This window comes from Micromonospora sp. NPDC002575, from assembly GCF_042889525.1.
Lineage (GTDB): Bacteria > Actinomycetota > Actinomycetes > Mycobacteriales > Micromonosporaceae > Micromonospora > Micromonospora carbonacea.
In genome coordinates this window covers 249,668-270,933 of record NZ_JBIARA010000005.1, presented here as the reverse complement: position 1 = coordinate 270,933, position 21,266 = coordinate 249,668, and the positions used below count along the sequence as shown (strand labels likewise).

Below are 21,266 nucleotides of genomic sequence, written 5' to 3'. Positions count from 1 at the left end.
CCGCAGGGCGGCTAGCGCCGGGTTTCGGCGAGCAGGCCGTCGATCTGGCCCAGGGCCTCGCGGAGGCCCTCCTCCATGCCCATGTCCACCATCCGTTCGAGCTGCTCGGCGTCGACGAAGCTGCTGACCAGCGTCAGCCGGGTACGCGGGCCGTCCGCCGTCAGCGTCGCGACGGCGTGGGTCGGCCGGTCGGCGTCGATCGGGTTGCCGTGCTCGTCCGAGAAGCCGTCGTCGAACTCCAGCCGGTGCGGCGCGTCGAGCGCGGTGATCCGCCACCAGCCACGCGCCTTCTCGCCCTCCGGGCCGGTCATGTAGTAGTGCGACCAGCCACCCACCACGAAGTCGTGCTGCTCGAACGTGGCCGGCCAGGTCGGCGGCCCCCACCACCGCTCCAGCTGGCGGGCGTCCGCCCACACCTGCCACACGCGCTCGATCCCGGCGTCGAACTCGGCGACGAAGGTCAGCGTCAACGCCTCGGCGTCCTTCTGGATGCTCGTCACGGGCATGTCTCAATCCTTCTCTCGGTCTTCGGCGATCAACTGGTCGATGCGGGCCACACGTTCCCGCCAGATCTCCTCGTACGCGTCGAGGAGCCTGGCTGCCCGGCGGAGCACGGCCATGTCCGCGTGCACGATCTGCTCCCTCCCCCGCCTCTCCTTCGTCACGAGGGAGGCCCGTTCGAGCACCGCGACGTGCTTCTGCACGGCCGCGAAGCTCATCGGGTAGTGCCGGGCGAGCGCTGAGACGGACTCCGCGTGGCGGATGACCCGGGCGACGATGTCGCGCCGGGTGGCGTCCGCGAGGGCGTGGAAGATGCGGTCGGCATGCTCCCCGACCACCACATCTACAACCATGTGGTTGCACGTTAGCGGCAGCCCGCGTCCGGCGCAAGCGACTCGGCGGCACCGACGCGGCCGACGGCGATCCCGCGCCGGTCCACCACGAACGGGGCCGATCACGCCTCTGTTAGGGTCGATTTCGTGGTAAGCCTCGACGTCATCACCGACCGGTCGGATCCGGCCGTGCAGCGGATCATCGACGTCACCAAGCACTCGCGGTCCGTCGTCCGCACCGTGCTCATCGAGGATGCCGAGCCGCTCGTGGAGTGCATCCGCGCGGGGCTGGAGTTCACCGAGGTCTACGGGGTGGAGACCAGCCCCCTCCCCGGCGAGGTCCTCGCGGCCTGCCGGCAGCGGGACATCCCGGTCCGCCTGGTCGGCGCTTCGATCATGAACGACCTGTTCAAGACGGACAAGAAACCCAAGGCTTTCGGCGTCGCCCGGGTCCCGAGGCCGTGGAGCTTCGACGAGTTGGCCCGGACGAACGGCGACATCATCGTCCTGGACGGCGTGAAGATCGTCGGCAACATCGGCGCCATCGTGCGCACGTCCTTCGCGCTCGGCGCCGGCGGCATCGTCCTCGTGGACAGCGACCTCACCACCATCGCGGACCGACGCCTGGTCCGGGCCAGCCGGGGCTACGTCTTCTCGCTCCCGATCGTGCTCGCGTCGCGCGCCGACGCGGTCGCCCACTTCCGGCGCACCGGCGTGCCCCTGATCGCCTTCGACACCGAGGGCGACCTCGCGGTCGGCGACCTGCGCGACGCCGACGAGCAGCTCGCCCTGCTGCTCGGCAGCGAGAAGAACGGCACGTCACGCTCCTTCGAGAGCATCGCCAGCCACTCGGTGTCGATCCCCATCAACCCGGCCGCGGAGTCGCTGAACGTCTCCGTCTGCGCCGGGATCGCGCTCTACGAGCGTTCCCACTGGAACCTCGCCGACCGGCGGCGCGCGCCGCAGCCGCCCCGGGCCGAGCGGTCGGCTGCGGGGCGCGGCACGGGCCGGTCCACTCGGCCGGCGTACCCGGGCCGCCGGGGCCGCTGATCCCGCCCGGTGCGCGCCGCCTCCCGCCGGGCACCTGGCGTCCTGAAGTATGCGTGTCTGATCCCGTGGGCGCGACGAAGAATGTCGTCGTAGGGGTTGCCTGGCAATCGTCGACGATATCCGCAACAGCCTCGCCACATGCTGCCGCCGAATTAACAACTCGGGACACCAGGCGGGCGGATCCCTCCCCGACGAGCCGCCTGCCATAAATCGCCTGTCCCGCCGAAGAAACGGCGATCCGTGGGCCGACCGCCACGGCCTTCTCCGGTCACGACAATCCGGACATAGTCCCGGATTCCGGTTCTGATGCATCCGTCCAACATCGTCGCTACGTTCACCCCGCGCCAAGCAGCGGTCTTATCAGACAGTGACGATCCGACTACGGTGAGGATTCCCCAAAGAGAGAAGGAGAGGGACGTCATGCCGTTGTCACTAGCGGATCTCGCCACGCTCGGAAACACACCGATCACCATCAAGTCATGGTTCTTCCCAAACGTATATCTGCGCATGGATGGTGCCGGGGTGACGAGCTTCAACGGGTCCGGCAGCGGGACGGTCAACTGCCAATTCGGCGCGGGGCCGCTGGAGAAGTACAAGCTCCACCGACAGACGGACGGCTTTTTCTCCTTCGAGTCGGTGACCTGGCCAAACGTGTACCTACGCATGGACGGGGCCGGGTTGGTGCCCGGAGGGGCCGGCGGCGGGACGGTCAACTGCCAATTCGGCGCGGACACCCATGAGAGGTTCAAGCTTTTCCCGCAGTCGGGCGACTCGTTCTCCTTCGAGTCGGCGACGGTCTTTCCGGGGGTGTTCTTGCGTATGGTCGCCGACAAGGTGACCGTCGCCACCAACCAGGGCGGCGGGATAGTCAACTGCCAATACCTTGAAGACGCCACCAGGTTCGGCCCCAGCGGCGGCGCCCACGAGAGATTCATTCTCGACGTGGCCAGCTAGCCGCGGCTCCGGCAAGGCGGTGTGATTAGCAGATAGCGCAGGCACGCCCTTCCGGCCATATGTGGGCGTCGAAGCAGACAAGCGTGCCAGAGGGCCGTGCCTGCGCTCATCTTCCGCTATCGCTCGTCGTGGCCGACCGTCCCGGGCGCCGTGGTCGGGGCATAGATCACGCGGAGCACGCCCGTCGGAAACACCTCCGTCGCCGTCACCCGCAGGTGGTACGCCACGTCCCCGTCGTCGAACAGCCGGCGGCCCTTGCGTGCCGCCACCGGATGCACCAGCAGGCGCAGCTCGTCGACCAGCCCTGCGGCGAGCAGTTGCTGCACCACGGAGATCGACCCGGGGATGAGAATGCCCCTGGTGCCGGCGTCGGCCTTGAGGGCGGTGACGGCATCGAGGAGATCCCCGTCGACCAGCTCCGAGTTGCGCCAGGAGAACTCCAGCGGCTGGCGCGAGACGACCACCTTGCGCATGTCCCCGAGCTGCTTGGCGAACGGCGCGTCCTCCCCGCCCGCGGCCTCGCGGTCGGGCCAGGCCCCGGCGAAGCTGTCGTAGGTCTCGCGGCCGATGAGCAGCACGTCGGCGGCGTCGTAGTCCTCGCCGACGGCGCGTCCCATGTTCTCGTCGAAGTACGGCATGTGCCAGTCGGGATCGATCTCGGCCACCCCGTCGGCCGAGATGAACAGCGTGGAGATGACCTTTGCCATCGGATGCCTCCTTGTGATCAGGTGATTCGGTAGGCAGACCGGCGCATCATCCCAGACTCATCGGCCGGTCACCGCCAACCCGTGCAGGCGGGAACGGTCGACGCCGGCCAGGCCGACCACCTCGGCGTCGTCCAGCGCCCCGCAGTCGAGCCCGCGCAGCAAAAACCCGGCGAGCGCCCGGGCGGTGGCCGGCTCGTCGAGGATGCCGCCGTCGACCCGGTCGAGGTACGCCCGCAGTCGGTCGGCAGCCGCCGACAGCCCGTCCCGGTAGAAGGCGAACGTCGCCGCGAAGCGGGTGGGCAGTTGCCCGGGGTGCAGGTCCCAGCCCTGGTAGAGGCCACGTTCCAGGGACCGGCGAACCAGCCGCAGGTGCAGCGCCCAGCCGGCGTGCACCGCCGCGCGGTCGCCGGTCGGCAGCACGTTGGTCGACCCGTCGCTGACCGCGACCCCGGTGCCGGCCGCCGCCACCTGGAGCACCGCCTTGGCGTGGTCGGCCACCGGATGCTCCAGGCTCTGCTGGCCGGCGGCGACACCCAGCGCGGCGGAGTAGTCGTAGGTGCCGTAGTGCAGCCCGACGCAGCGCCCGGCGGCGGCGTGCACCATCCGGGCGACGGTCGCGGTGCCGTCGGCGCCGAGCACGGCCTGCGGGGTCTCCACCTGGATCTCGAAGCGTAGGGGCGGCAGCCCGTGTGCCGCCTCCAGCTCGGCGCAGAGCCGCACCATCGCCTCGACCTGGGGCAGCGACGTCACCTTCGGCAGGGTCACCCGGAACCCGTCGGGCAGGGCCCGGTGGCCCAGCAGCACGTCGAGAAAGAGGTCGAGCGTGCGTACCGCCCGGCGGCGCGTCGCCGGCTCCAGCGACTTGATCCGCAGCCCGACGTGGCGGGTCGCCGGCCCCCGGGCGAGCGCGGTGGCGGCGGCCCGGACGGCGGCGTCCTCCTCGGCGTCGCCCCGGACGCCGTACCCGTCCTCGAAGTCGATCCGCAGGTCCTCGATCGGCTCGGCGGCGAGCTTGGCCCGGACCCGGGCGGCCAGCGCGTCGGCCACACCGGGCGGCGGGCCATGCCGGTCGAGCGCCGCGAGCGCGGCGGCCCGCCACTCGTCGACGGTCTGCGGGCCGTACCGGTCGGCCGGCACGTAGACCGTGTGCACCGGCTGGCCCGTCGGCGGGGGGCCCGGGTAGCGTGCGGCCCGCTGCCGGTCGTCGGCGGCGAGGAGGGCGTCGAGCCGGTGCAGGACCGCCGGATCCAACATCAGTCGATCATCTGGTAGGCGGGCAGCGTGAGGAAGTCCACGAACTCGTCGGCCAACGCCACCTCGACGAAGAGCGCCCGGGCCGCGTCGGCGTGCGGCCCGCCGAGCGGTTCGGCGTCGACGAGCCGTCGCACCAGCTCCGGGGTGACGGGCTCGCCGGTGTCCAGGGCGACCGCGCCGTGCACCCACTGCCAGACCTGGGAGCGGGAGATCTCGGCGGTCGCCGCGTCCTCCATCAGGTTGTCGATGGCGACCGCGCCGCTGCCGGCCAGCCAGGCGGCCAGGTAGCGCAGCGCCACCGAGACGTTGGCGCGCAGCCCGGCGGCCGTCGGGGGCGCGACCGAGGCGGACAGGTCGATCAGGGCAGCGGCGTCCGGCGTCACCTCGTCGCGGCGTCGGTCGAGCTGGTGGGGGCGCTCACCGAGCACCACGTCGAACACCTCCCGGCAGACCGGGACGAGATCCGGGTGGGCGACCCAGGAGCCGTCGAAGCCGTCGGCGGCCTCGCGCTGCTTGTCGGCCCGGACCCTGGCCAACGCCCGCGCGTTGACCTCCGGGTCGCGGCGCGACGGGATGAACGCCGCCATGCCGCCGATCGCCATCGCGCCGTGCGCGTGACAGGTCCGCACCAACTGCTCGGTGTACGCGCGCATGAACGGCGCGGTCATGGTCAGCGCAGCGCGGTCGGGCAGGACGTACGCCGGGCCGGCGTCGCGGAAGTACTTGATGATGCTGAACAGGTAGTCCCAGCGCCCCGCGTTGAGCCCCGCCGCGTGTTCGCGCAGCTCGTAGAGGATCTCGGCCATCTCGAACGCCGCCGGGATGGTCTCGATGAGCGCGGTGGCCCGGATGGTCCCGGCCGGCAGCCCCAGGTGCTCCTCGGCGGCGGTGAAGACCTCGTGCCACAGCCGCGCCTCGCGGTGGCTCTCCATCTTGGGCAGGTAGAAGTACGGGCCGGAGCCGGCGGCCAGCAGCGCCCGCGCGTTGTGGAAGAAGTAGAGGCCGAAGTCGACAAGCGCCCCCACCGCCGGTGTCCCGTCGACCAGCAGGTGCCGCTCGTCGAGGTGCCAGCCCCGGGGCCGGACGACGATCGTGGCGCGCGGCGCGTCGGTGCGCAACGCGTACTCCCGGCCGTCGGCGGCGGTGAACGTGGCCGTGCCGGCGACCGCGTCGCGCAGGTTGACCTGGCCGGACACCACGTTGTGCCAGTGCGGCGTGTTGGCGTCCTCCAGGTCGGCCAGCCACACCTTCGCGCCGGAGTTCAGCGCGTTGATCATCATCTTGCGTTCGGTGGGGCCGGTGATCTCGACCCGCCGGTCGGTCAGGTCGGCCGGGGGCGGGGGCACCCGCCAGCCGCCGGAGCGGACGTCGGCCGTCTCCGGCAGGAAGTCGAGCCGCCCGGTGCGGGCGACCTCGGCGCGGCGTTCGGCTCGGCGGCGTAGCAGCTCGCCCCGGGTGGCGGCGAACCGGCGGTGCAGGCCGGCGACGAAGTCGAGCGCGTCGGGGGTGAGGATCTCCCCGGCCCGGTCGACCTCCGGTCCGCTGACGATGACGGTCATGGTCGTCCATCCTGCCCGAAGGACCCCGCCGCTGTCCGCCCGCCGCGGCATGGTGCGGGCGGGCCCGGCAGTTGCACCGAGCCCGCCCGCACCAGTTCACGCCACTAGCGTTGCAGCGTCAGCAGGCCCGGCCGGTACGGCAGCAGGCCGTAGTCGACGCCGTTCGAGCTGGGGGAACGCCCCTGGTAGAGCAGTTGCAGGTTGCACGGGTCGACGGTGAACGTCTGGTCGGCGCTGGTGCGGATCAGCTCGCCGTGGCTGATGTCGTTGGTCCAGCTCGCGCCGCTGTTGGCCTTGCCGGCGAACGGGTTGCTCTCCGTCGCGGCCTGCGGGGTCCAGGTCCCGTCCAGGCTGGTCGCCGTGAACGAGCGGAAGTAGCGGCCCTGCGCGCCGATCGCCTCCACGATCATCAGGTACCGGTTCTGCCCCTGGAGCTTGTAGACCTGGGGCGCCTCGAACAGGTTGTTCGTCGTGTCGCTCATGATCGTCGTGTACGACGAGCCGAAGCTGCCCGGGAAGTTCCCGATCGGCATGCTGGCCCGGTAGATCTTGCCGTTGTCACCGGCGAAGAACAGGTACATGTTCCGGTCGTCGGCGATCAGGGTCTGGTCGATCGGCCCGGTGCCGGAGCCGGTGATGCTGCCCGTGAACAGCGTCTGCGCGGCGGACCACCCGTTGGGGTTGGTCGGGTCGGTCGACGTGCGGTAGGAGAACGCCGGACCACCCCACTGGTAGGCCAGCACCCAGATGTTCTTCGGCGCGAAGTAGAACAGCGTGGGCGCGACCGTGGCGTTGGACATCGTGTTCTGGCTCGCGCTGGCCATCTCCGACCAGTTCGTGAACAGCCCGAAGTTCATCGAGCCCCACCTGGTGCCGAAGTCGTGGGTCGTCGCGTAGACGAGCTGCTTGCCGTTGTACGGCGCGACGGTGAAGTCCTTCAGCGAGACCCAGCCGGACTTCGGCTGCGCCAGCGCGCCCGTCGACGACCACCGGTACGTCGACGGCAGGTTGCACGTGCCGGTAGGCGGCGGCGTCGTCGGCGGGGGCGTCGTGGGGGGCGGCGTCGTGGCAGGCGGGGTGGTCGGGGACCCCGTCGGCGGGGTCGTCGGCGTCGTGCCGCCGTTGCACGTCACGCCGTTCAGGGCGAAGCTCGTCGGCACCGGGTTGCTGCCCGACCACGACCCGTTGAACCCGAACGACACCGAGCCGTTGGTCGCGATCGACCCGTTGTAGCTCACGTTCTTCGCGGTGACCGCGGCGCCGCTCTGGGTGACCGTCGCGTTCCACGCCTGCGTGACCTGCTGGCCCGCGCCGTAGGACCACGTCAACGTCCAGCTGCTCAACGGGTCGCCCAGGTTCGTGATCGACACGCTGGCGCCGAATCCGTCCTGCCACTGCGAAGACACGGCGTAGCTCACCGAACAGCCGGCGGCTGCGGCGTTGGCGGGCAGCGCCACCGCGACCGCCGCCGAAGCCAGCAACGCGACGCCGGCCGACACCACGCCGACATTGGTCGCTTTGGATCTTGCCATAAGGCATCCTCCTGATGGGACGGCGGCTTGCAATTGGTGGTGGTCTCGTCATGTGACCGTTAACAGCCGCGTCAGGTATGTTACGGGAGCGCTCCCACCGCCTCAAGACATTGACGTACCTGCCATCCACGAGCCACACAGCACCGGCACCGCTGCGGCCCGAGGTGTGGTGCCGGGCCGCAGCGGTGCCGGTGTCGCGGTCGTGCCGATCAGGAGAAGTTCACGTCGCTGCACCACATGTAGGCCTGGTCGAGGTGGGACGCCTGCCAGATGACGAAGAGAATGTGGTGACCGGTGTAGCCGGAGGTCGAGATGTTGAACGTGATGTTCTGCGCCGGCGCGTAGCGACCGGTCTGCGTGATGAAGTCGAGGTTCCCCCAGCCGAGGCTCTGGGTGGCGGGGTTGAACCCCTGCTTGCTGACGTAGACCCGGAAGTAGTCAGCGCCGTGGCTGGCCTGGTCGTAGAGCTGGACCGAGAAGTTGCGACCGACGTTGGTCTTCTTCCACTGGCCGGGCTTGTTCAGGCTGTCGTTCCTGCTGAGGGCGTTGCTGCACAGCTGCCCGTCGGGGGTCTTGGCCTGGAACTGACCCCCGAGGCCGTCCCGGAGCGCGCTCATCCAGTTCCACATGGTGTCCGGGTTGGCCTGGAACGCCTGGTAGCACATGGGGTCCTGCTGCTGCATGGCCGGGTCCGTGTGGTGGCTGCCCCAGGTCTGCCAACACTGGTAGGCGCGGCTCGCCGGGCTGACGATGGTGCCGTGGGCCTGAGCCCCTCCGGCCCAGGCCAGCGTGCCGGCCAGCATGGCGAGCACCACGACGAGCGCCTGCACGGATCGACGGGCGGCCGAGGGGGACCGGCGACCGGATTGATCGGGCTGGTGTGGAAGCACTGCACATCCTCCTTCTAGGGCGCTCAATATAGGGTTAAGAGCGCTTTCCACCAGCATCGCACCAATAGGTCACTATATCAATGATCATCTATTGATGATTTCCCGGCGAATTGCTTCCTCGCGCCTGCGGACGAATTCGATCAAGCCTCAGGGAGATCGAATGAAAAGCGGCCTGCGGCCGGCACCGCCGGTCCGCGGGTCACCGATCGCCGAGCAGCCCGCGCGCGGCCATGAAGGCCCGCAGCGTCTCGGCGTCCTCGGCGGACATCAGGTCCCGCGGGATCACGGTCGCCGGCATCCGGCCGACGTACACGATCCAGAACTCGGGGGTGGCCTTCACCTGGTCGACCCCGTCCCAGGCGATCCCGCCGGACTCCGAGCCGCTGCGCATCATGATGTTGTCGTCGGTGATGTCGTAGGCGCCCCCGACGGCATAGCGGCCGGACCGCCGCCGGGCCCGCCACCGCACCCACGGCGCGTACAGCATCGACAGCAGGCCACCCAGGACCATCGCCATCCACAGCGACGAGAACTGCTCGCCCCGCGCGGACCCCCGCGAGACGGCGAACCCGACCGCCCCGACCACCACCAGCACCGCGCCGACCTGACCGTACTTCCGCAGCCGGACCCGGCTGAGCGTCGCGGCCACGCGGCCCGGGTAGCCGGGATCGGCGGGGACGTCAAAGCGGATGTGCACGCCAGAACGATAGTGCCCCCGACCGGCTCAGCAGCCGAGCCGCTTGGTGGAGAGCGCGATGTCGTCGATCCAGAGGTCGAACTCGCCCGGCGTGGTGCCGCCCTGGTAGAGCTGCCAGCCGATCTTCACCGTGTCGACCGCCGGCAGGACGAAGGGAACGTCGTTGCCGCCGTGCTCGGTCGTGGAGGCGGTCAGCTCCGGGTCCGCCACGCCGTCGATCCACACCGCGACGCGGTTGTCCGTCGAGTCGAGTTCCCACTCGAAGCACTGCCAGGTGTCCTCGACGACCGGGGCCGACTCCCGCCAGTTGGTCCAGTCGCCGGTCGGGCCGCCGTCGGCGCCCACGCCCCAGAAGGTTCCGGGGACCGTGGGGGCGTACTGGCCGCCGACCGGGCGTACGACCTCCGAGCTGCCCGTGCCGGTCGCCTCCACCAGCGTGAAGTGCGCCCAGTCGGGGGCGGTCGGGAAGGCGTCGACGCGCAGGCGCATGCGGCCGAAGAAGCGGTTGCCCGGCGCGGCGAAGTCGTCGACGCGCAGGAAGGCGCGACCGTTGTCGACGGTGTGGACGTGCAGCGCCTTGTTGCCGTGGCGGGCGCGCTCGACGGTGAGCGTGCCGTTGCGCGTGTCGACGCCCCAGTCCAGCGTGCTGGGCCCGCCGGGGGGCAGCCGCTCGAAGTCTTCGCAGAAGAGCAGGCCACGGCCGCACGACCGTGGGGAGGCATCCGACGCACCGGCCGGGACGCTGCCGGCTGCGCCGCCGAGGAGCAGGGCGGCGGTGAGCACCGCGAGGAAACTGCGCATGGTCATCCTCCATGACGTCCGGCGGCTCGGAGGCCGGACGTCTCGGTTGTCGCGGGACAGGGCACGGACGACGGGACGCGTGCCCGTCGTCGCGGAATCGTTTCGGTGCTGCGGCGCGCGCCCGCCGAGGCGGTGCGCTGCCGGCGCTGGCCCTGCTCCCGTGCTCACCGTTCCCAACGCGGTTGCCCCCGCGCTGCGGCGATCTGATCCATTCCAGCACGCCACACCCGTTCCGGCAACATCGACGTTCGTCAGTTCAACCCGGCCGGCGAGACAGCAGGCGGCGCGCCCACGCGGTAGCCTGCCGGAGGCAGATCCATCCCCGACGATCCCGTGGAGGACGCGATGACCGTTCGACGACGCCTGCTGCGCACCGCGGCGGCCTGCGTGGCGGCGACGACGCTGGCCACCACCGTGCCGGTCGGTGCCGCGCAGGCGGCATGCACCACCAGCAGCTTCACGGTGGTGTGGGACTACGCCGGCATGTACACCGAGCCCAACGAGGCGACCCTGTACGGCACCCGCCGGTACGGACAGGTCGTGACCGGCCCGACGGGCAACACCGCCAACGGCTGGACGCTGACCTACGACTACTGGAACGGCCTGGCGCTGTGGGCGTACATGAAGGACGCCTCGCTGCAATATCGCGGCTGCGCCTGATCGGCGCGGAGCACGGTCGGCCGGCGGTCACCCGTCCATCGGGTGGGCCGCACTCCGGGCCCGGGAATCGGCCCGTCGGTACAGGTGCAACTGCAACAGCACCCAGCTCAGCGAGACGAGGCCGACGACCACGTACGCGCTGGTCCAGGACAGGTGAGCGGCCGGGGCGGTCGGCCCGCGCACGAGGGGGCTACGCCCCGGCGACGGGACGCCCGACCGGTCGTCAGACCGCCACGCGCGACCACTGCTGGTTGGCGCCGGTGTTGCACGCGTACTGCTTGAGGACCACGCCGTCCGCGGTCGACGCGGCGGGCACGTCCACGCACTTGCCGCTGTGCCGGGCCCGGAGCTGGAAGTAGCTGCCGTTGACGACCAACTGGAACTGCTGGTTGGCGCCGCTGCCACAGGTGTACTGGATGAGCTCGGCGCCGTCGGCGGTGGACGCGCTCACCACGTCGAGGCACTTCCCGCTGTGCCGGCTGACGATGCGCCAGTAGCCGCTGCCGGCGTCGGCGAACTGCCACTGCTGCCAGGCGTTGCCGCCGTAGGTGTACTGGCCGACGCGCGCGCCGTTGTCGGTGTTCGGTTGCTGGACGTCCATGGCCTTGCCGCTGTGCCGCACAGTGATCCGGTAGAACGTCCCCGTGGTCGGTGGAGGCGTCGTGGGTTCGCCGCCGATGGCGTCGCCCCACCCGTAGCGGATCCGGTCGGCGCCGGAGGGGTTGCGGACGGTCAGGTTGAGGTCGGTGCCGCTGCCGCTGAACGAGAACATCGAGTACCAGTCGTAGCCGATGCTGCCGGGCTTGCCGCCGAGGGCGGGCCAGTAGGTGCCGCCCATCTGGTTGTCGCGCATGACCTGGGCCATGGCGCGGATGTAGCGCACGAAGTTGTCGGTGCTGTTCGGGTCGGCGTAGTTGCGGCCGTCGTTCATGGGCGCGCCGAACTCGGTGGCGACCGCGCGGGAGGCGCAGTTGCCGAGCCGCGCCTGGATGTGGCTCCGGAAGGCGTCGTAGGTCATCTCGCCGTAGAAGAAGGCGTAGTAGTGGAACGACAGCAGCGTCGCGTTGAAGCGGCTGTCGGCGCAGATGTCCCGCAGGTCCTGGCTGAAGCCGGTGCCGCCGATGAGCACCCGGCCGGGCACCGCCGAGGTGTGGTAGCTCAGCCAGTTGGCCGCGACGTTGCGCCACTCCGCCGAGCTGTAGCCGTGCGGCTCGTTCATCGGCTCGAAGTAGACGTCGGGGTTCGTGCCGTACGTGTTGGTCACGGTGGACCACATCGCGTTCCACGCGGCGAGGTTCGTGATCCTGCCACCGGAGGCGGCGCCGTCCTCCCAGTAGGCCAGGATGACCTTGAATCCGCGGGCGGTGGCGGCGTCGATGGCGCCCCGATACGCCTCCCACCACGCCGTGCCCACCGTGTGGGTGTTGACGGGCAGCCGGACGGTGTTGACCCCCATGGTGGAGGCCATGTCGTCGTAGAGGGCATTGGCCTTGGCCCGCACCGTCGCGTTGCTGTCGGACGAGCTCAGGCCCTGCACGACGAGAGGGCCGGTGCTGAAGTTGTCGCCCAGCACGGCCCAGTTCATGCCCCGGAACTGATTGGTGGCGGCGGCGGCCGGAGCCGACATGACAACGACGCCGCCGGCCACCGCCGTCATCGCGGTCACCAGCGCGATCGGCAATCGACGTGACGACCGGCCCCGGCGCGAGGAAACTGATGCGTGATTGCCGGGCGACGTGATCCTGGTCAGGAAATGGCCGATCACCCGTGCTGCTCGGCGTGGAACGACGGTCACGACGCCCTCCGGGAACGCTACAGGCAGCATGTTTTCTGGCCGTTAACTACGCGTTGCAGCCCAATGTTAGCGATCTCATCCAGGGTGTCAAGGCATCGAAGACGTTCACTTGGCGCACCCCCGCCAACCCGGCCGAGGAACGCCAGCCGCCGACCGCGGACAGGGCGGCGGCCCGCCGAATCCACCTCGGAACCCGCGATGACCAGCATGACTACCATCAATGGGTACGCCCCGACCCGCGAACCGGCAGCTTGATCGAAGGCATTGGTCGTCGCGGATGGCGATCGGGTTGCCGGAAATCGCTCCACCCCTAGGCGCGACTTTCCGAAATGGGTAAAGTGAGCGCACCGCCGGCCAGCCGACGTGTCGGGCCAGCGGCGCGTGTCCCGGAACAGGTCGGGAGGGCCACCGCGTCACCGGGGCGACTTTTTTCGAACGACCGCGCGGCAGACGCCGGCTGCGACCACCAGACCCGGGCAAGCGCCTTCGCGCGGATCACGGGTGCCCGGGGGGCGGCAGGCATCTCGGCCGCCTTCGGTATGCAGCGGCGAGGCAGAGGAGGCGACAGGCCATGGAGGACAACCCGTTACGTACCCGACGCGGCTTTCTGGGAATGGGGGTGGGGCTGCTCGGCGCGGCCGGCCTGGCCGCGTGCGGGGACACGTCGCCGTCGACGCCCCGGGTGCAGGCCGAGGTCCCGAAGGAGCTGATCGACGCTGCGGCAGCGTTGCGGGGCTCCTCCATGGGGATGCTGTCGCAGAAGCTGTACTCGGAGGCGGCCAACGCGGCGCTCGACAGCTCGATCAAGAGCTTCGCCGACGCGACCGGCACGAAGATCGGAAACAGCCTCGTACAGGCCGACGCAGGCGACGCGGTGGCCAAGATCGACGCCGAGGTCAAGGGTGGCGTGGCGCGTGACCTCGCGTTCATGACCGACTCGCGGTTCGTCGCGCAGTTCCAGGCGCTGGGCGACCTGGAGGACGTGACGGACGTCGTCGAGGCGCTGACGGCGAAGTACGGCGAGCCCACCGCCGAGTCCAAGAACTACTGCGTCTTCGACGGCAGATGGTTCGCCATCCCCTACCACTTCATCGGCATCGGGTCGTTCCTGCGCAAGGACTGGATGCAGGACCGGGGCATCTCCCCCAAGGACGTCTACACCTGGGAGGAGCTGCGGGACCTGTGTTTGGCGATCTCCGATCCGGCCAAGCGCCGGTTCGGGTGGGGCATGACCGTGAACCGGTCCGGTGACGCCAACGGCATGATCGAGGCGCTGATCAACTCCTACGGCGGGGCGATCGCCTCCAACGACGGCAGGAAGGTCACGTTCGACTCTCCCGAGACGGTGCAGGCGGTGACCTTCCTCGGCGACATCTACACCAACCCCCGGTTCAAGCCGATGCTGCCGCCGGGGGTGGCCGCCTGGACCGACTCCAGCAACAACGAGAACTGGCTCGCCGGGATCCTCGGCTACACCCGCAACCAGTTGAGCGTCTACGCGGACTCCAAGACGAAGAAGAACCCCGTCTACGCCAACACCCACGTCTTCGCCGACTGCACCGGGCCCGCCACCGACAAGTCGCTGCTGCTCGGCCAGTCCCAGGCATTCGTCGTCTTCAAGGGCGCCAAGAACGCCGCGCTCGCCAAGCTCCTGGCGCAGTACCTGGTCACCGCGCCCGCACTGCTCGGGGTCGCGAAGGAGGCACCCGGCCTGGCGCTGCCCGCCTGGGACAAGGTGTGGGATGCCGACCCGTTCTTCACCAGCGGCGACCCGGCGTTCCCTGTCATGCGCAAGATCACCCAGCAGACGCTGCCGCTGTCCACGAAGAACGGCCTGGACTTCCCGCAAAAGGCCAGCGCGGGCCAGCAGGCCGCCATCGGGGCCTACGTCCTCACCGACATGATGCAGCAGGTCATCCAGGGCACGCCGCCGGCACAGGCCGTGCAGGCCGCCCACGCCAAGATGGTGCAGATCTTCACCCAGCAGGGGCTGCCGCAGTGACGTCGACCCGTCCGGCATCGGCCCCGGCGGCGGCGTCATCCCCGCCGCCGGGGTCCGGCTCCCTCACCGCGACCCAGCGGCGGCTGGGTCGCGACTGGCGGCTGGCGGCGCTGTTCCTGACGCCCATGGCCGTGCTGGTCGGCAGCCTCGTGCTCGTGCCGATCGCCTGGTCGATCGTCACCAGCACGACGGAACGGCACGGGCAGCACAGCGTGTTCGTCGGCCTGGCGAACTACGCGGCACTCGTCGACGACGAGCAGTTCCGCACGGGCGTGGTGAACTCGTTCGTCTTCACCGCCTACGCCGAGGTGTTCAAGGTGGTGCTGGGGCTGTCCGCGGCCCTGCTGCTGCACCACCTGCGCCGCGGCCGGGCCGTGTTGGCCGGGCTCCTCCTGTTGCCGTGGGTGGTGCCGACGGTGGTCACGGCGTTCAGTTGGCGCTCGCTGCTCGACCCGATCTTCGGCAGCGTCAACATTCTGCTCACCGATTCGGGCATCGGGCCGTTGCTGGCCAGGGCGCACCTGGTCGAAGCCTGGCCCGCGGGCTGGCTGTCCGAGGCGTCGCTGGCCATGCCATCGGTGATCGGAGTCAACGTGTGGAAGGGCGTGCCGTTCTTCACCGTCGCGTTTCTCGCGGGCCTGAAGGCCATCCCGGCGGACCTGTACGAAGCGGCGACCGTTGACGGCGCCTCGCCGTGGCAGCGATTCGCCCACGTGACGCTGCCCGGGCTGCGGCACGTGATCACCGTCACGGTGACCCTGTCGTCGATCTGGACGTTCAACAACTTCGATCTCATCTGGTTGCTGACGCAGGGCGGCCCCGGCAACGCGACGACGCCGTACGTGCTGGTCGCCTACTCGAAGGCGATCCTGCAACTGCAGTACGGCGCGGGGGCGGCGGTCACGCTCGTGATGCTGCCGGTCATCGGCGGCCTGGTGTTCGTGCTGGTCCGGCTGTTGCGCCGGGACATCGGCACCGAGCCGCCCCGCCGGGCCCGCGCGGCGCGGGCCACGCAGCGGGCCCGTACCCTGCGCAGGGCCCTGCCGTGGGCGGTCGCCGCGGCGGTCGCCGGCCTGCTGGTCTGGGCGTCGCCCCACATCGCCTGGAAGGCGGCGCTGGTCCTCGGGGTGCTCCTGCTGGTCGCGGCGGCGGTCGGCCGGGTGGTCTCGGCGCTCGGGGCGCGGGGAAGTCGCCGGTCGTCGTCACTGGTGTCCGGGCTGGCGTCCGGCATCGCCCTGGCCCTGTTGCTCGCCTTCGTCCTGGCCCCGCTGTACTGGATCGCCGTCACGGCCTTCAAGTCCGAGGGTCAGATCGTCATGCGCGTCCACGACCTGTGGCCGACGCCGTGGAGCCTGCAGCAGTTCACCGACCTCTTCGCCACCAAGCCCTTCGGCCGCTGGTACCTCAACACGGTGCTGGTGTCCGTGGCGTCCACCGTGGTGGCGCTGGTCTGCGCCGCCCTCGCGGGCTACGCGCTGGCCCGGCTGCGCTTCCGCGGGGCGCAGAGCTTCACCGTCACGGTGCTGATCACCTACGTCATGCCGGGCGCGCTGCTGTTCATCCCGCTCTACCAGCTGCTCATCGGGGTACGGCTCACCGACTCGTTGTGGTCCCTGGTGGTGACGTACCCGACGTTCACGCTTCCGTTCGCCACCTGGCTGCTGACGGGATACTTCGCGTCGATCCCCGTCGAGTTGGAGGAGGCCGCGCTGGTCGACGGCTGCACCCGCCTCCAGGCGTTCGGCCGGGTGGTGCTGCCCCTGGCCAAGCCGGGGCTGCTGGCGGTCGCGCTGTTCACCCTGACCAACGCGTGGAACGAGTTCCTCTTCGCCTTCGTGTTCATCACGAAGGACGAGTACAAGACGCTCCCCGTGGGCATGCAGTCGATGATCACGGGGGACGTGGTGCCGCAGGGGCAGCTCGCGGCGGCGTCGCTGCTCGTCAGCATCCCCGTGGTGATCATGTATGCCTTCGGGCAGCGCTTCCTGACCGAGGGGCTCACGGCAGGCGCGGTGAAGGGCTGACCCGGCATGTCAGCACACCGACACCGGCTACGACGCGGGTTCCAGCACGACAACGGGAATCTGGCGGGCGGTCTTCCGCTCGTAGTCGGCGAAGCCCGGATACGCGGCCTTCTGCGCGCTCCAGATCCGTTCCCGCTCGTCCCCGACGGCGACCCTGGCGACCAGCTCGACCGTCTCCGTGCCGATCTCCGCGCGCACCCGCGGATGGGCGAGCACGTTGTGGTACCAGTCGGGATTCGTGGGCGCGCCGGCCTTGGACGCGAACACGGCGTAGCCGCCGTCCACCTTCTGGTACATCATCGGGTTCACGCGAGCCTGGCCGCTCCTGGCGCCGACGGTGTGCAACAGCAGCAGCGGGGCGCCGGCGAACTGGCCGCCCACCCGCCCACCGTTGGCGCGGAACTCGGCGATGACCTTCTCGTTCCAGTCGCTCATGACCACTCCCCGCCCCGGTTCCCTGGGCACCATTCTGCCAGCTCCGGCCGGGCATCACAGCGCAACCAGCGCGGGACCGGGGCGGGACGTGGACTTGATCAGGCGACCACTGCCACCCCCGACTGGGACTCGCCGAACTCCCAGCCCGCCAGCAGCTTGCGTCGACCGTCGAGGCCCGAGGTGCCGGTCGGCCACACGTCCGCGCCCAGGTAGTGGGCACCCGCCGCCCGCGACCAGAACGGCTCCAGGCAGTGCAGGCGTAGGTGGTCACGCAGCTGCGGCGGCTCGACCCCGGCCAGCGCCTCCTCCCAGCGCTGCTCGACCTGCCGCCCGTCCTCCGAGTCGAGCTCGGCCAGCACCGGCAGGCGGTGCGTGAACGTCGCCATGCGCATGGCGTCGTGGAGGGTGCCGTCCGTGGCCAGGCGCAGCAGCGCCGAGATGCGGTAGCTCAGCCGCTGCGCCGACTCGGCCGTCAGGTCGAGGCCGTGGCGGGTAAGCAGCACACCCAGGTCGACGCCGCGCACGAGCATGCCGGGATCGGCCGCCCGCACGTCGGCGAGGAACCCCGCCGGCAGCACGTCCTCGGCCCACTCGACCGCGAACAGCGAGTTGGCCAGGTCGAACTCCCAGGCGAGCGCCGCATGGTCGTCGTCGAGGAAGCAGGCGTCGACGTCCGGCAACGCGACCGGGGCGGACGAGGCGAGGGCCGCCGGGGTGAGCCAGGAGGCCGGCAGCAGGAACTCGTCGAGGGTGTCGCCACCGTAGTAGGCGTCGTACGAGCCGACGGGAAAGTCGGACCGCCCGAGCAGGGCGGCGAAGGCAAGCGTCAGATCCACGCCACGCAGTCTGTACCAGGGGTACGACTCCGGCCGACGGAGATCCGGACCGGCCGGCGCTGCGCCGTACGGCCGGTCCCGGTTCAGGCGCCCGCCCCTCACCCGCCCGGGTTCGTCACGTCACGGGGCAGCCAGAACCACTCGATGTCGACGCTGGCCCGCCGCTGCGCCAGCCACTCGTCGAACATGGCCCGCTCGACCAGTTGCCGGGTGCCGGCGGTCAGCTCGGCCGGCTCCCGGGCGGTCACCACGGCCGTCACCGGCATCCCGGCGATCACCGTCGGCACCGGGCCGGTGGCGTCGCGTACCTCGGGGGCCGCTTCGGCGGCGGTCAGCCGCAGCACCCCGGCGGCCCGGCCGGCGCGGACCGCGGCGGCCACCGCCGCGAGCGCCGCGTCGGGGTCGGGCCCGGGGTCCGGGTGTGGGTGTGGGTGCGGACCCTCGGCGATCCAGGCGACGACGAGGGTGTCGAACGCTTCCCGGTGCCGTTCGAACCAGCTCGGCAGACTGTCGCCCACCACCTGCTCGCGGAGCCGGCCGACGGCGACCGTGTGGGCGACCAGGTCGGCGAAGTCCCCGGCGGACAGCCCGCGCTCCGCGAGCCAGCGGGCCGTCGACGCCGGGTCGAGCAGGCCCTTCGCCCGGCGGTACGCGTCCGCCGCCGCCTGCAGCTCCTCCTCGGACACCTCGATGGGACGCAGCTCCAACTCGGTGGCGATCAGGGCGGTGTCCACCAGCCGGGCGAGCACGTCGTGGTCGTACCAGAGGAAGTCGAGCGCGGTCAGCGCCTGGCCCACGTACAGGGTCCGGGTGCCCACCCGGAGGAGTTGGTGCTCGGAGTGCCGGACCGCGCCGCGCAGCGGCCACGGCAGGGCCGGCGTCGGGCTGAAGGCGATGGAGACGGTACCGGCGGGCTCGCGCAGCAGCATGTCGAAGCAGACCGACCCGTCGGCGATCTCCTCGTCCCGGACGAACGCGGGCTGGGTTTCCGGCCAGCGCTGCCGCAGGGGCGTGAGCCGGTCGTGGGCCTCGCGCAGGCTGGCCCGGCCGATGGTCAACTCCCGTACCAGCCCGAGGGCCTCATCGAGCAGGACGGGATCAAGGCCGGTCATGACGTGACTCCGGGGGTGGGAACGGTGACGGCGGCGTCGGTGAGCAGGTCGACCACGGCCGCCGTGATGGGCAGCCCGGTCTCCTCCTCGACCCACAGGTACTGACCGGTCGGATTGATCTCGATGTACACGTACCGGCCGTCGGGGGTGACGATGAGGTCGAGGGCGCTGTAGCGCAGGCCGAGCAGGCGGGTCAGCGCCACGCACCGCGCGGCGACCTCCGGCGGCAGGACGTACGGGCTCATGGGCGTGTTCCGGCCGTCCGGCCGCCGCCAGTCGTAGCGGGCGTGGTTGGAGCGCTGGGAGTCGATCGCCGCGGTGAAGACCCGCTCGCCGACGACGGTGACCCGCAGTTCGACGAGCTTGGGCACGGTGGCCTGGGCGATGAACGGGCAGTGTCGCACCCCGTCGGCGTGCACGATGTCGCGATGGCTGACCGGCTCGGTGAAGCGCATCAACTCGTCGCCGATGTCACTGAGCCCGACCTGTTTGGCGATCATCCGGCCGCCGGTGCCGCTGAACAGGTCAAGCACGGCGTCGGGGTCGTTGCCGACCACTGTCGCCGGCACGTCGAAGCCGAGGCGAAGGGCGAGCTGGAGCTGGCGGACCTTCTGCTGCGCCCGCAGCACCACCGGCCGGGGCGCCGGCAGCGTCGGCACGTCGAAGGTCTCCCAGACGTCGCCGACGAACTGCCGGCTCTCCTCGACCACATAGCGGGCGTACGGCTCGCGCAGGTGGTCGGGGGCCACCGGGACGCCGGGACGGCGGAACCAGATCGCGGTCACCGCGTCGAGGTCGACGACCTGACGGCCGGCCGCGTCCCGGCGGGCCCCGACGGGAGGGTCACCGTCCCGGGGAGCGTCGCGGACCAGGGTGCGGGTCAGCCGGCCGGCGCGGACGGCAACCGACAGCGACGCCCGCGCGGGTACGTCAGCCGGGTCGAACCGGACCCAGGCGGCCCCACGTCGGCGCAGCTCGACCTCTGCCGCGTCGGCGTGCACGTCGTCGGGGGCGGTCAGGATGAGGATCATCGGCGCTCCGGGCGGGGTGGCCGGCGTCGGCCGGCCCGGAACAGGGCGGGCCGACGCCGGCGGCTGATCAGAAGTCGCTGTCGGTGTCGTTCCGGCCGCCGTTGGGAATGTCGTCGATGGTCTTCGACGAGCCCCCGGCGTCCCGCCTCGGCAGGCCGCCCAGCATCCGGGCGAGCTGCTCGTCGGCCAGTTCCACGCCGTCGGCCGGGATGGTGTCGATCCGCACGGTCTTGCGCCTCATGTCGTACCCCTATTCACCCTGATGGAGCGCCCGGCTGCTCGGCCGGACGAAGAGCAGTGTGTGCCGCTGGGAACCGCGTACGGACCAGGGGTTTCCCTGGTCTGGGACCCCAGTCTTGGCTGTCTGCCGCTGCCCCGGTGGAGCGGCGGCGCTTCCGCGGAGCACGAGGTTCGTGCGGAGCACGCATTTTTGCGTACCACGCAACTAATGCTAGGGTGGTGCGCATGACGGGGCTGCGGGAGCGCAAGAAGGCCGAGACGCGGGCGGCGCTCAGCTGGGCGGCGATCCACCTCACCGCCGAACGCGGCTACGACAACGTCCGCGTCGAGGACATCGCCGAGGCGGCCGGCGTTTCCCCGCGCACCTTCAACAACTACTTCTCCAGCAAGGCGGAGGCGATCGTCTGCCGCCATCTCGACCGCAGCCTCCGCACCGCCGCCGCGCTGCGCGACCGCCCCGCCGACGAGCCGCTCTGGGCGGCGCTCGCCGCAGCCGCGCTGGAGCAGTTCACGCCCGGCCCCGAGGTCGAGGCGATGCCGTCCCCCGCCCACGCCCAGTGGGTGGCAGGCGTACGCACCATGCTGGCCGAGCCGGCGCTACAGGGCGAGCGACTGCGGGCCGCCGCGATCGCCGAGGCCGGGCTGGCCGCCGCGGTCGCCGAGCGCACCGGCACCGACCTCGCCACCGACATGTACCCGAGGCTCGTCGCGGCCGCCGCCAGCGCCGCCGTCGCCGTCGCCATGCAGCACTATCTCGACAGCGCCGACCCGCCCACCCCGATCGAGCGCCTCATCACCGACGCCTTCGCCCAGATCGCCGCCGGCCTTCCCGCGCCGCCCCGCTAGAACCCGGC

The 21,266-nt window shown here is 70.7% G+C and carries 22 protein-coding genes; 6 read left to right on the top strand and 16 right to left on the bottom strand.

The window, feature by feature from the left end:
* Nucleotides 1-11: 11 nt before the first annotated feature.
* Nucleotides 12-506 carry an SRPBCC domain-containing protein gene (locus tag ACFYWL_RS11045; protein ID WP_386970391.1) on the bottom strand — a complete coding sequence of 165 codons (495 nt, stop codon included), beginning with the start codon at nt 504-506 and terminating at the stop codon, nt 12-14.
* 3 nt (nt 507-509) lie between these two features.
* Nucleotides 510-854, bottom strand: a complete 345-nt coding sequence (locus ACFYWL_RS11040) for an ArsR/SmtB family transcription factor (RefSeq protein WP_386970388.1) — start codon at nt 852-854, stop codon at nt 510-512.
* 126 nt (nt 855-980) lie between these two features.
* Here ACFYWL_RS11040 and nshR point away from each other — a divergent pair, with 126 nt between their 5' ends.
* Both nshR and ACFYWL_RS11030 read left to right on the top strand, forming a co-directional pair.
* Nucleotides 981-1,883 (top strand): NshR/TsnR family 23S rRNA methyltransferase, encoded by a 903-nt coding sequence (nshR, locus tag ACFYWL_RS11035; RefSeq protein WP_386970386.1) that lies wholly within the window; start codon nt 981-983, stop codon nt 1,881-1,883.
* A 384-nt stretch (nt 1,884-2,267) separates the two neighbouring features.
* Nucleotides 2,268-2,837: a hypothetical protein gene (locus ACFYWL_RS11030; protein WP_386970383.1), complete on the top strand. Its 570-nt coding sequence runs from the start codon at nt 2,268-2,270 to the stop codon at nt 2,835-2,837.
* Nucleotides 2,838-2,953: 116 nt separating this feature from the next.
* On the opposite strand, the gene ACFYWL_RS11025 is transcribed toward ACFYWL_RS11030, so the two are convergent.
* From ACFYWL_RS11025 to ACFYWL_RS10995, 7 genes are all read right to left on the bottom strand, one after another.
* Nucleotides 2,954-3,544, bottom strand: coding sequence for a dihydrofolate reductase family protein (locus ACFYWL_RS11025; RefSeq protein ID WP_386970381.1), 591 nt, complete (start codon nt 3,542-3,544; stop codon nt 2,954-2,956).
* Between the two features lie 57 nt (nt 3,545-3,601).
* Entirely contained in the window at nt 3,602-4,798 is a 1,197-nt protein-coding gene (locus ACFYWL_RS11020) for a DUF6986 family protein (RefSeq protein ID WP_386970378.1), read from the bottom strand.
* Nucleotides 4,798-6,357, bottom strand: coding sequence for a malate synthase A (aceB, locus tag ACFYWL_RS11015; protein WP_386970376.1), 1,560 nt, complete (start codon nt 6,355-6,357; stop codon nt 4,798-4,800). Before aceB ends, ACFYWL_RS11020 begins: the two co-directional genes overlap by 1 nt.
* A gap of 104 nt (nt 6,358-6,461) precedes the next feature.
* A complete protein-coding gene (locus ACFYWL_RS11010; RefSeq protein ID WP_386970373.1) occupies nt 6,462-7,889 on the bottom strand; it encodes a non-reducing end alpha-L-arabinofuranosidase family hydrolase in 1,428 nt (475 codons plus the stop codon).
* Between the two features lie 209 nt (nt 7,890-8,098).
* On the bottom strand, nt 8,099-8,719 hold the full coding sequence (locus tag ACFYWL_RS11005) for a lytic polysaccharide monooxygenase (RefSeq protein ID WP_386970371.1): 621 nt from the start codon (nt 8,717-8,719) through the stop codon (nt 8,099-8,101).
* A gap of 259 nt (nt 8,720-8,978) precedes the next feature.
* Complete coding sequence (locus ACFYWL_RS11000) at nt 8,979-9,476, bottom strand: YcxB family protein (protein WP_386970369.1); 498 nt, start codon at nt 9,474-9,476, stop codon at nt 8,979-8,981.
* Nucleotides 9,477-9,503: 27 nt separating this feature from the next.
* Nucleotides 9,504-10,277, bottom strand: a complete 774-nt coding sequence (locus tag ACFYWL_RS10995; RefSeq protein WP_386970366.1) for a hypothetical protein — start codon at nt 10,275-10,277, stop codon at nt 9,504-9,506.
* A gap of 345 nt (nt 10,278-10,622) precedes the next feature.
* On the opposite strand from ACFYWL_RS10995, the gene ACFYWL_RS10990 reads away from it, so the two are divergent.
* Nucleotides 10,623-10,937: a hypothetical protein gene (locus tag ACFYWL_RS10990; protein WP_386970363.1), complete on the top strand. Its 315-nt coding sequence runs from the start codon at nt 10,623-10,625 to the stop codon at nt 10,935-10,937.
* 27 nt (nt 10,938-10,964) lie between these two features.
* Here ACFYWL_RS10990 and ACFYWL_RS10985 read toward each other — a convergent pair whose 3' ends face one another.
* Both ACFYWL_RS10985 and ACFYWL_RS10980 read right to left on the bottom strand, forming a co-directional pair.
* Nucleotides 10,965-11,120, bottom strand: coding sequence for a hypothetical protein (locus tag ACFYWL_RS10985; RefSeq protein ID WP_386970361.1), 156 nt, complete (start codon nt 11,118-11,120; stop codon nt 10,965-10,967).
* Nucleotides 11,121-11,160: 40 nt separating this feature from the next.
* Nucleotides 11,161-12,594: an RICIN domain-containing protein gene (locus tag ACFYWL_RS10980; RefSeq protein WP_386970570.1), complete on the bottom strand. Its 1,434-nt coding sequence runs from the start codon at nt 12,592-12,594 to the stop codon at nt 11,161-11,163.
* Between the two features lie 751 nt (nt 12,595-13,345).
* Between ACFYWL_RS10980 and ACFYWL_RS10975 the strand changes: the two genes are divergently transcribed.
* The gene (locus ACFYWL_RS10975) at nt 13,346-14,734 is read left to right on the top strand and encodes an extracellular solute-binding protein (protein ID WP_386970358.1); all 1,389 of its coding nucleotides are present in this window, start codon (nt 13,346-13,348) and stop codon (nt 14,732-14,734) included.
* Entirely contained in the window at nt 14,731-16,758 is a 2,028-nt protein-coding gene (locus ACFYWL_RS10970) for an ABC transporter permease subunit (RefSeq protein ID WP_386970355.1), read from the top strand. The genes ACFYWL_RS10975 and ACFYWL_RS10970 overlap by 4 nt, the downstream gene beginning before the upstream one ends.
* Nucleotides 16,759-16,785: 27 nt before the next feature.
* On the opposite strand, the gene ACFYWL_RS10965 is transcribed toward ACFYWL_RS10970, so the two are convergent.
* The 5 genes from ACFYWL_RS10965 to ACFYWL_RS10945 form a co-directional block, all read right to left on the bottom strand.
* On the bottom strand, nt 16,786-17,193 hold the full coding sequence (locus ACFYWL_RS10965) for a nitroreductase family deazaflavin-dependent oxidoreductase (RefSeq protein WP_386970352.1): 408 nt from the start codon (nt 17,191-17,193) through the stop codon (nt 16,786-16,788).
* Nucleotides 17,194-17,291: 98 nt separating this feature from the next.
* Nucleotides 17,292-18,029, bottom strand: coding sequence for a hypothetical protein (locus ACFYWL_RS10960; protein ID WP_386970349.1), 738 nt, complete (start codon nt 18,027-18,029; stop codon nt 17,292-17,294).
* Between the two features lie 98 nt (nt 18,030-18,127).
* A complete protein-coding gene (locus ACFYWL_RS10955; RefSeq protein ID WP_386970347.1) occupies nt 18,128-19,141 on the bottom strand; it encodes a TIGR04500 family putative peptide maturation system protein in 1,014 nt (337 codons plus the stop codon).
* Nucleotides 19,138-20,172, bottom strand: coding sequence for a RimK family alpha-L-glutamate ligase (locus ACFYWL_RS10950; protein WP_386970345.1), 1,035 nt, complete (start codon nt 20,170-20,172; stop codon nt 19,138-19,140). Before ACFYWL_RS10950 ends, ACFYWL_RS10955 begins: the two co-directional genes overlap by 4 nt.
* 67 nt (nt 20,173-20,239) lie before the next feature.
* Nucleotides 20,240-20,413 carry a putative ATP-grasp target RiPP gene (locus ACFYWL_RS10945; RefSeq protein WP_083303098.1) on the bottom strand — a complete coding sequence of 58 codons (174 nt, stop codon included), beginning with the start codon at nt 20,411-20,413 and terminating at the stop codon, nt 20,240-20,242.
* A 224-nt stretch (nt 20,414-20,637) separates the two neighbouring features.
* On the opposite strand from ACFYWL_RS10945, the gene ACFYWL_RS10940 reads away from it, so the two are divergent.
* On the top strand, nt 20,638-21,258 hold the full coding sequence (locus tag ACFYWL_RS10940; protein ID WP_386970341.1) for a TetR/AcrR family transcriptional regulator: 621 nt from the start codon (nt 20,638-20,640) through the stop codon (nt 21,256-21,258).
* Nucleotides 21,259-21,266 lie beyond the last annotated feature (8 nt).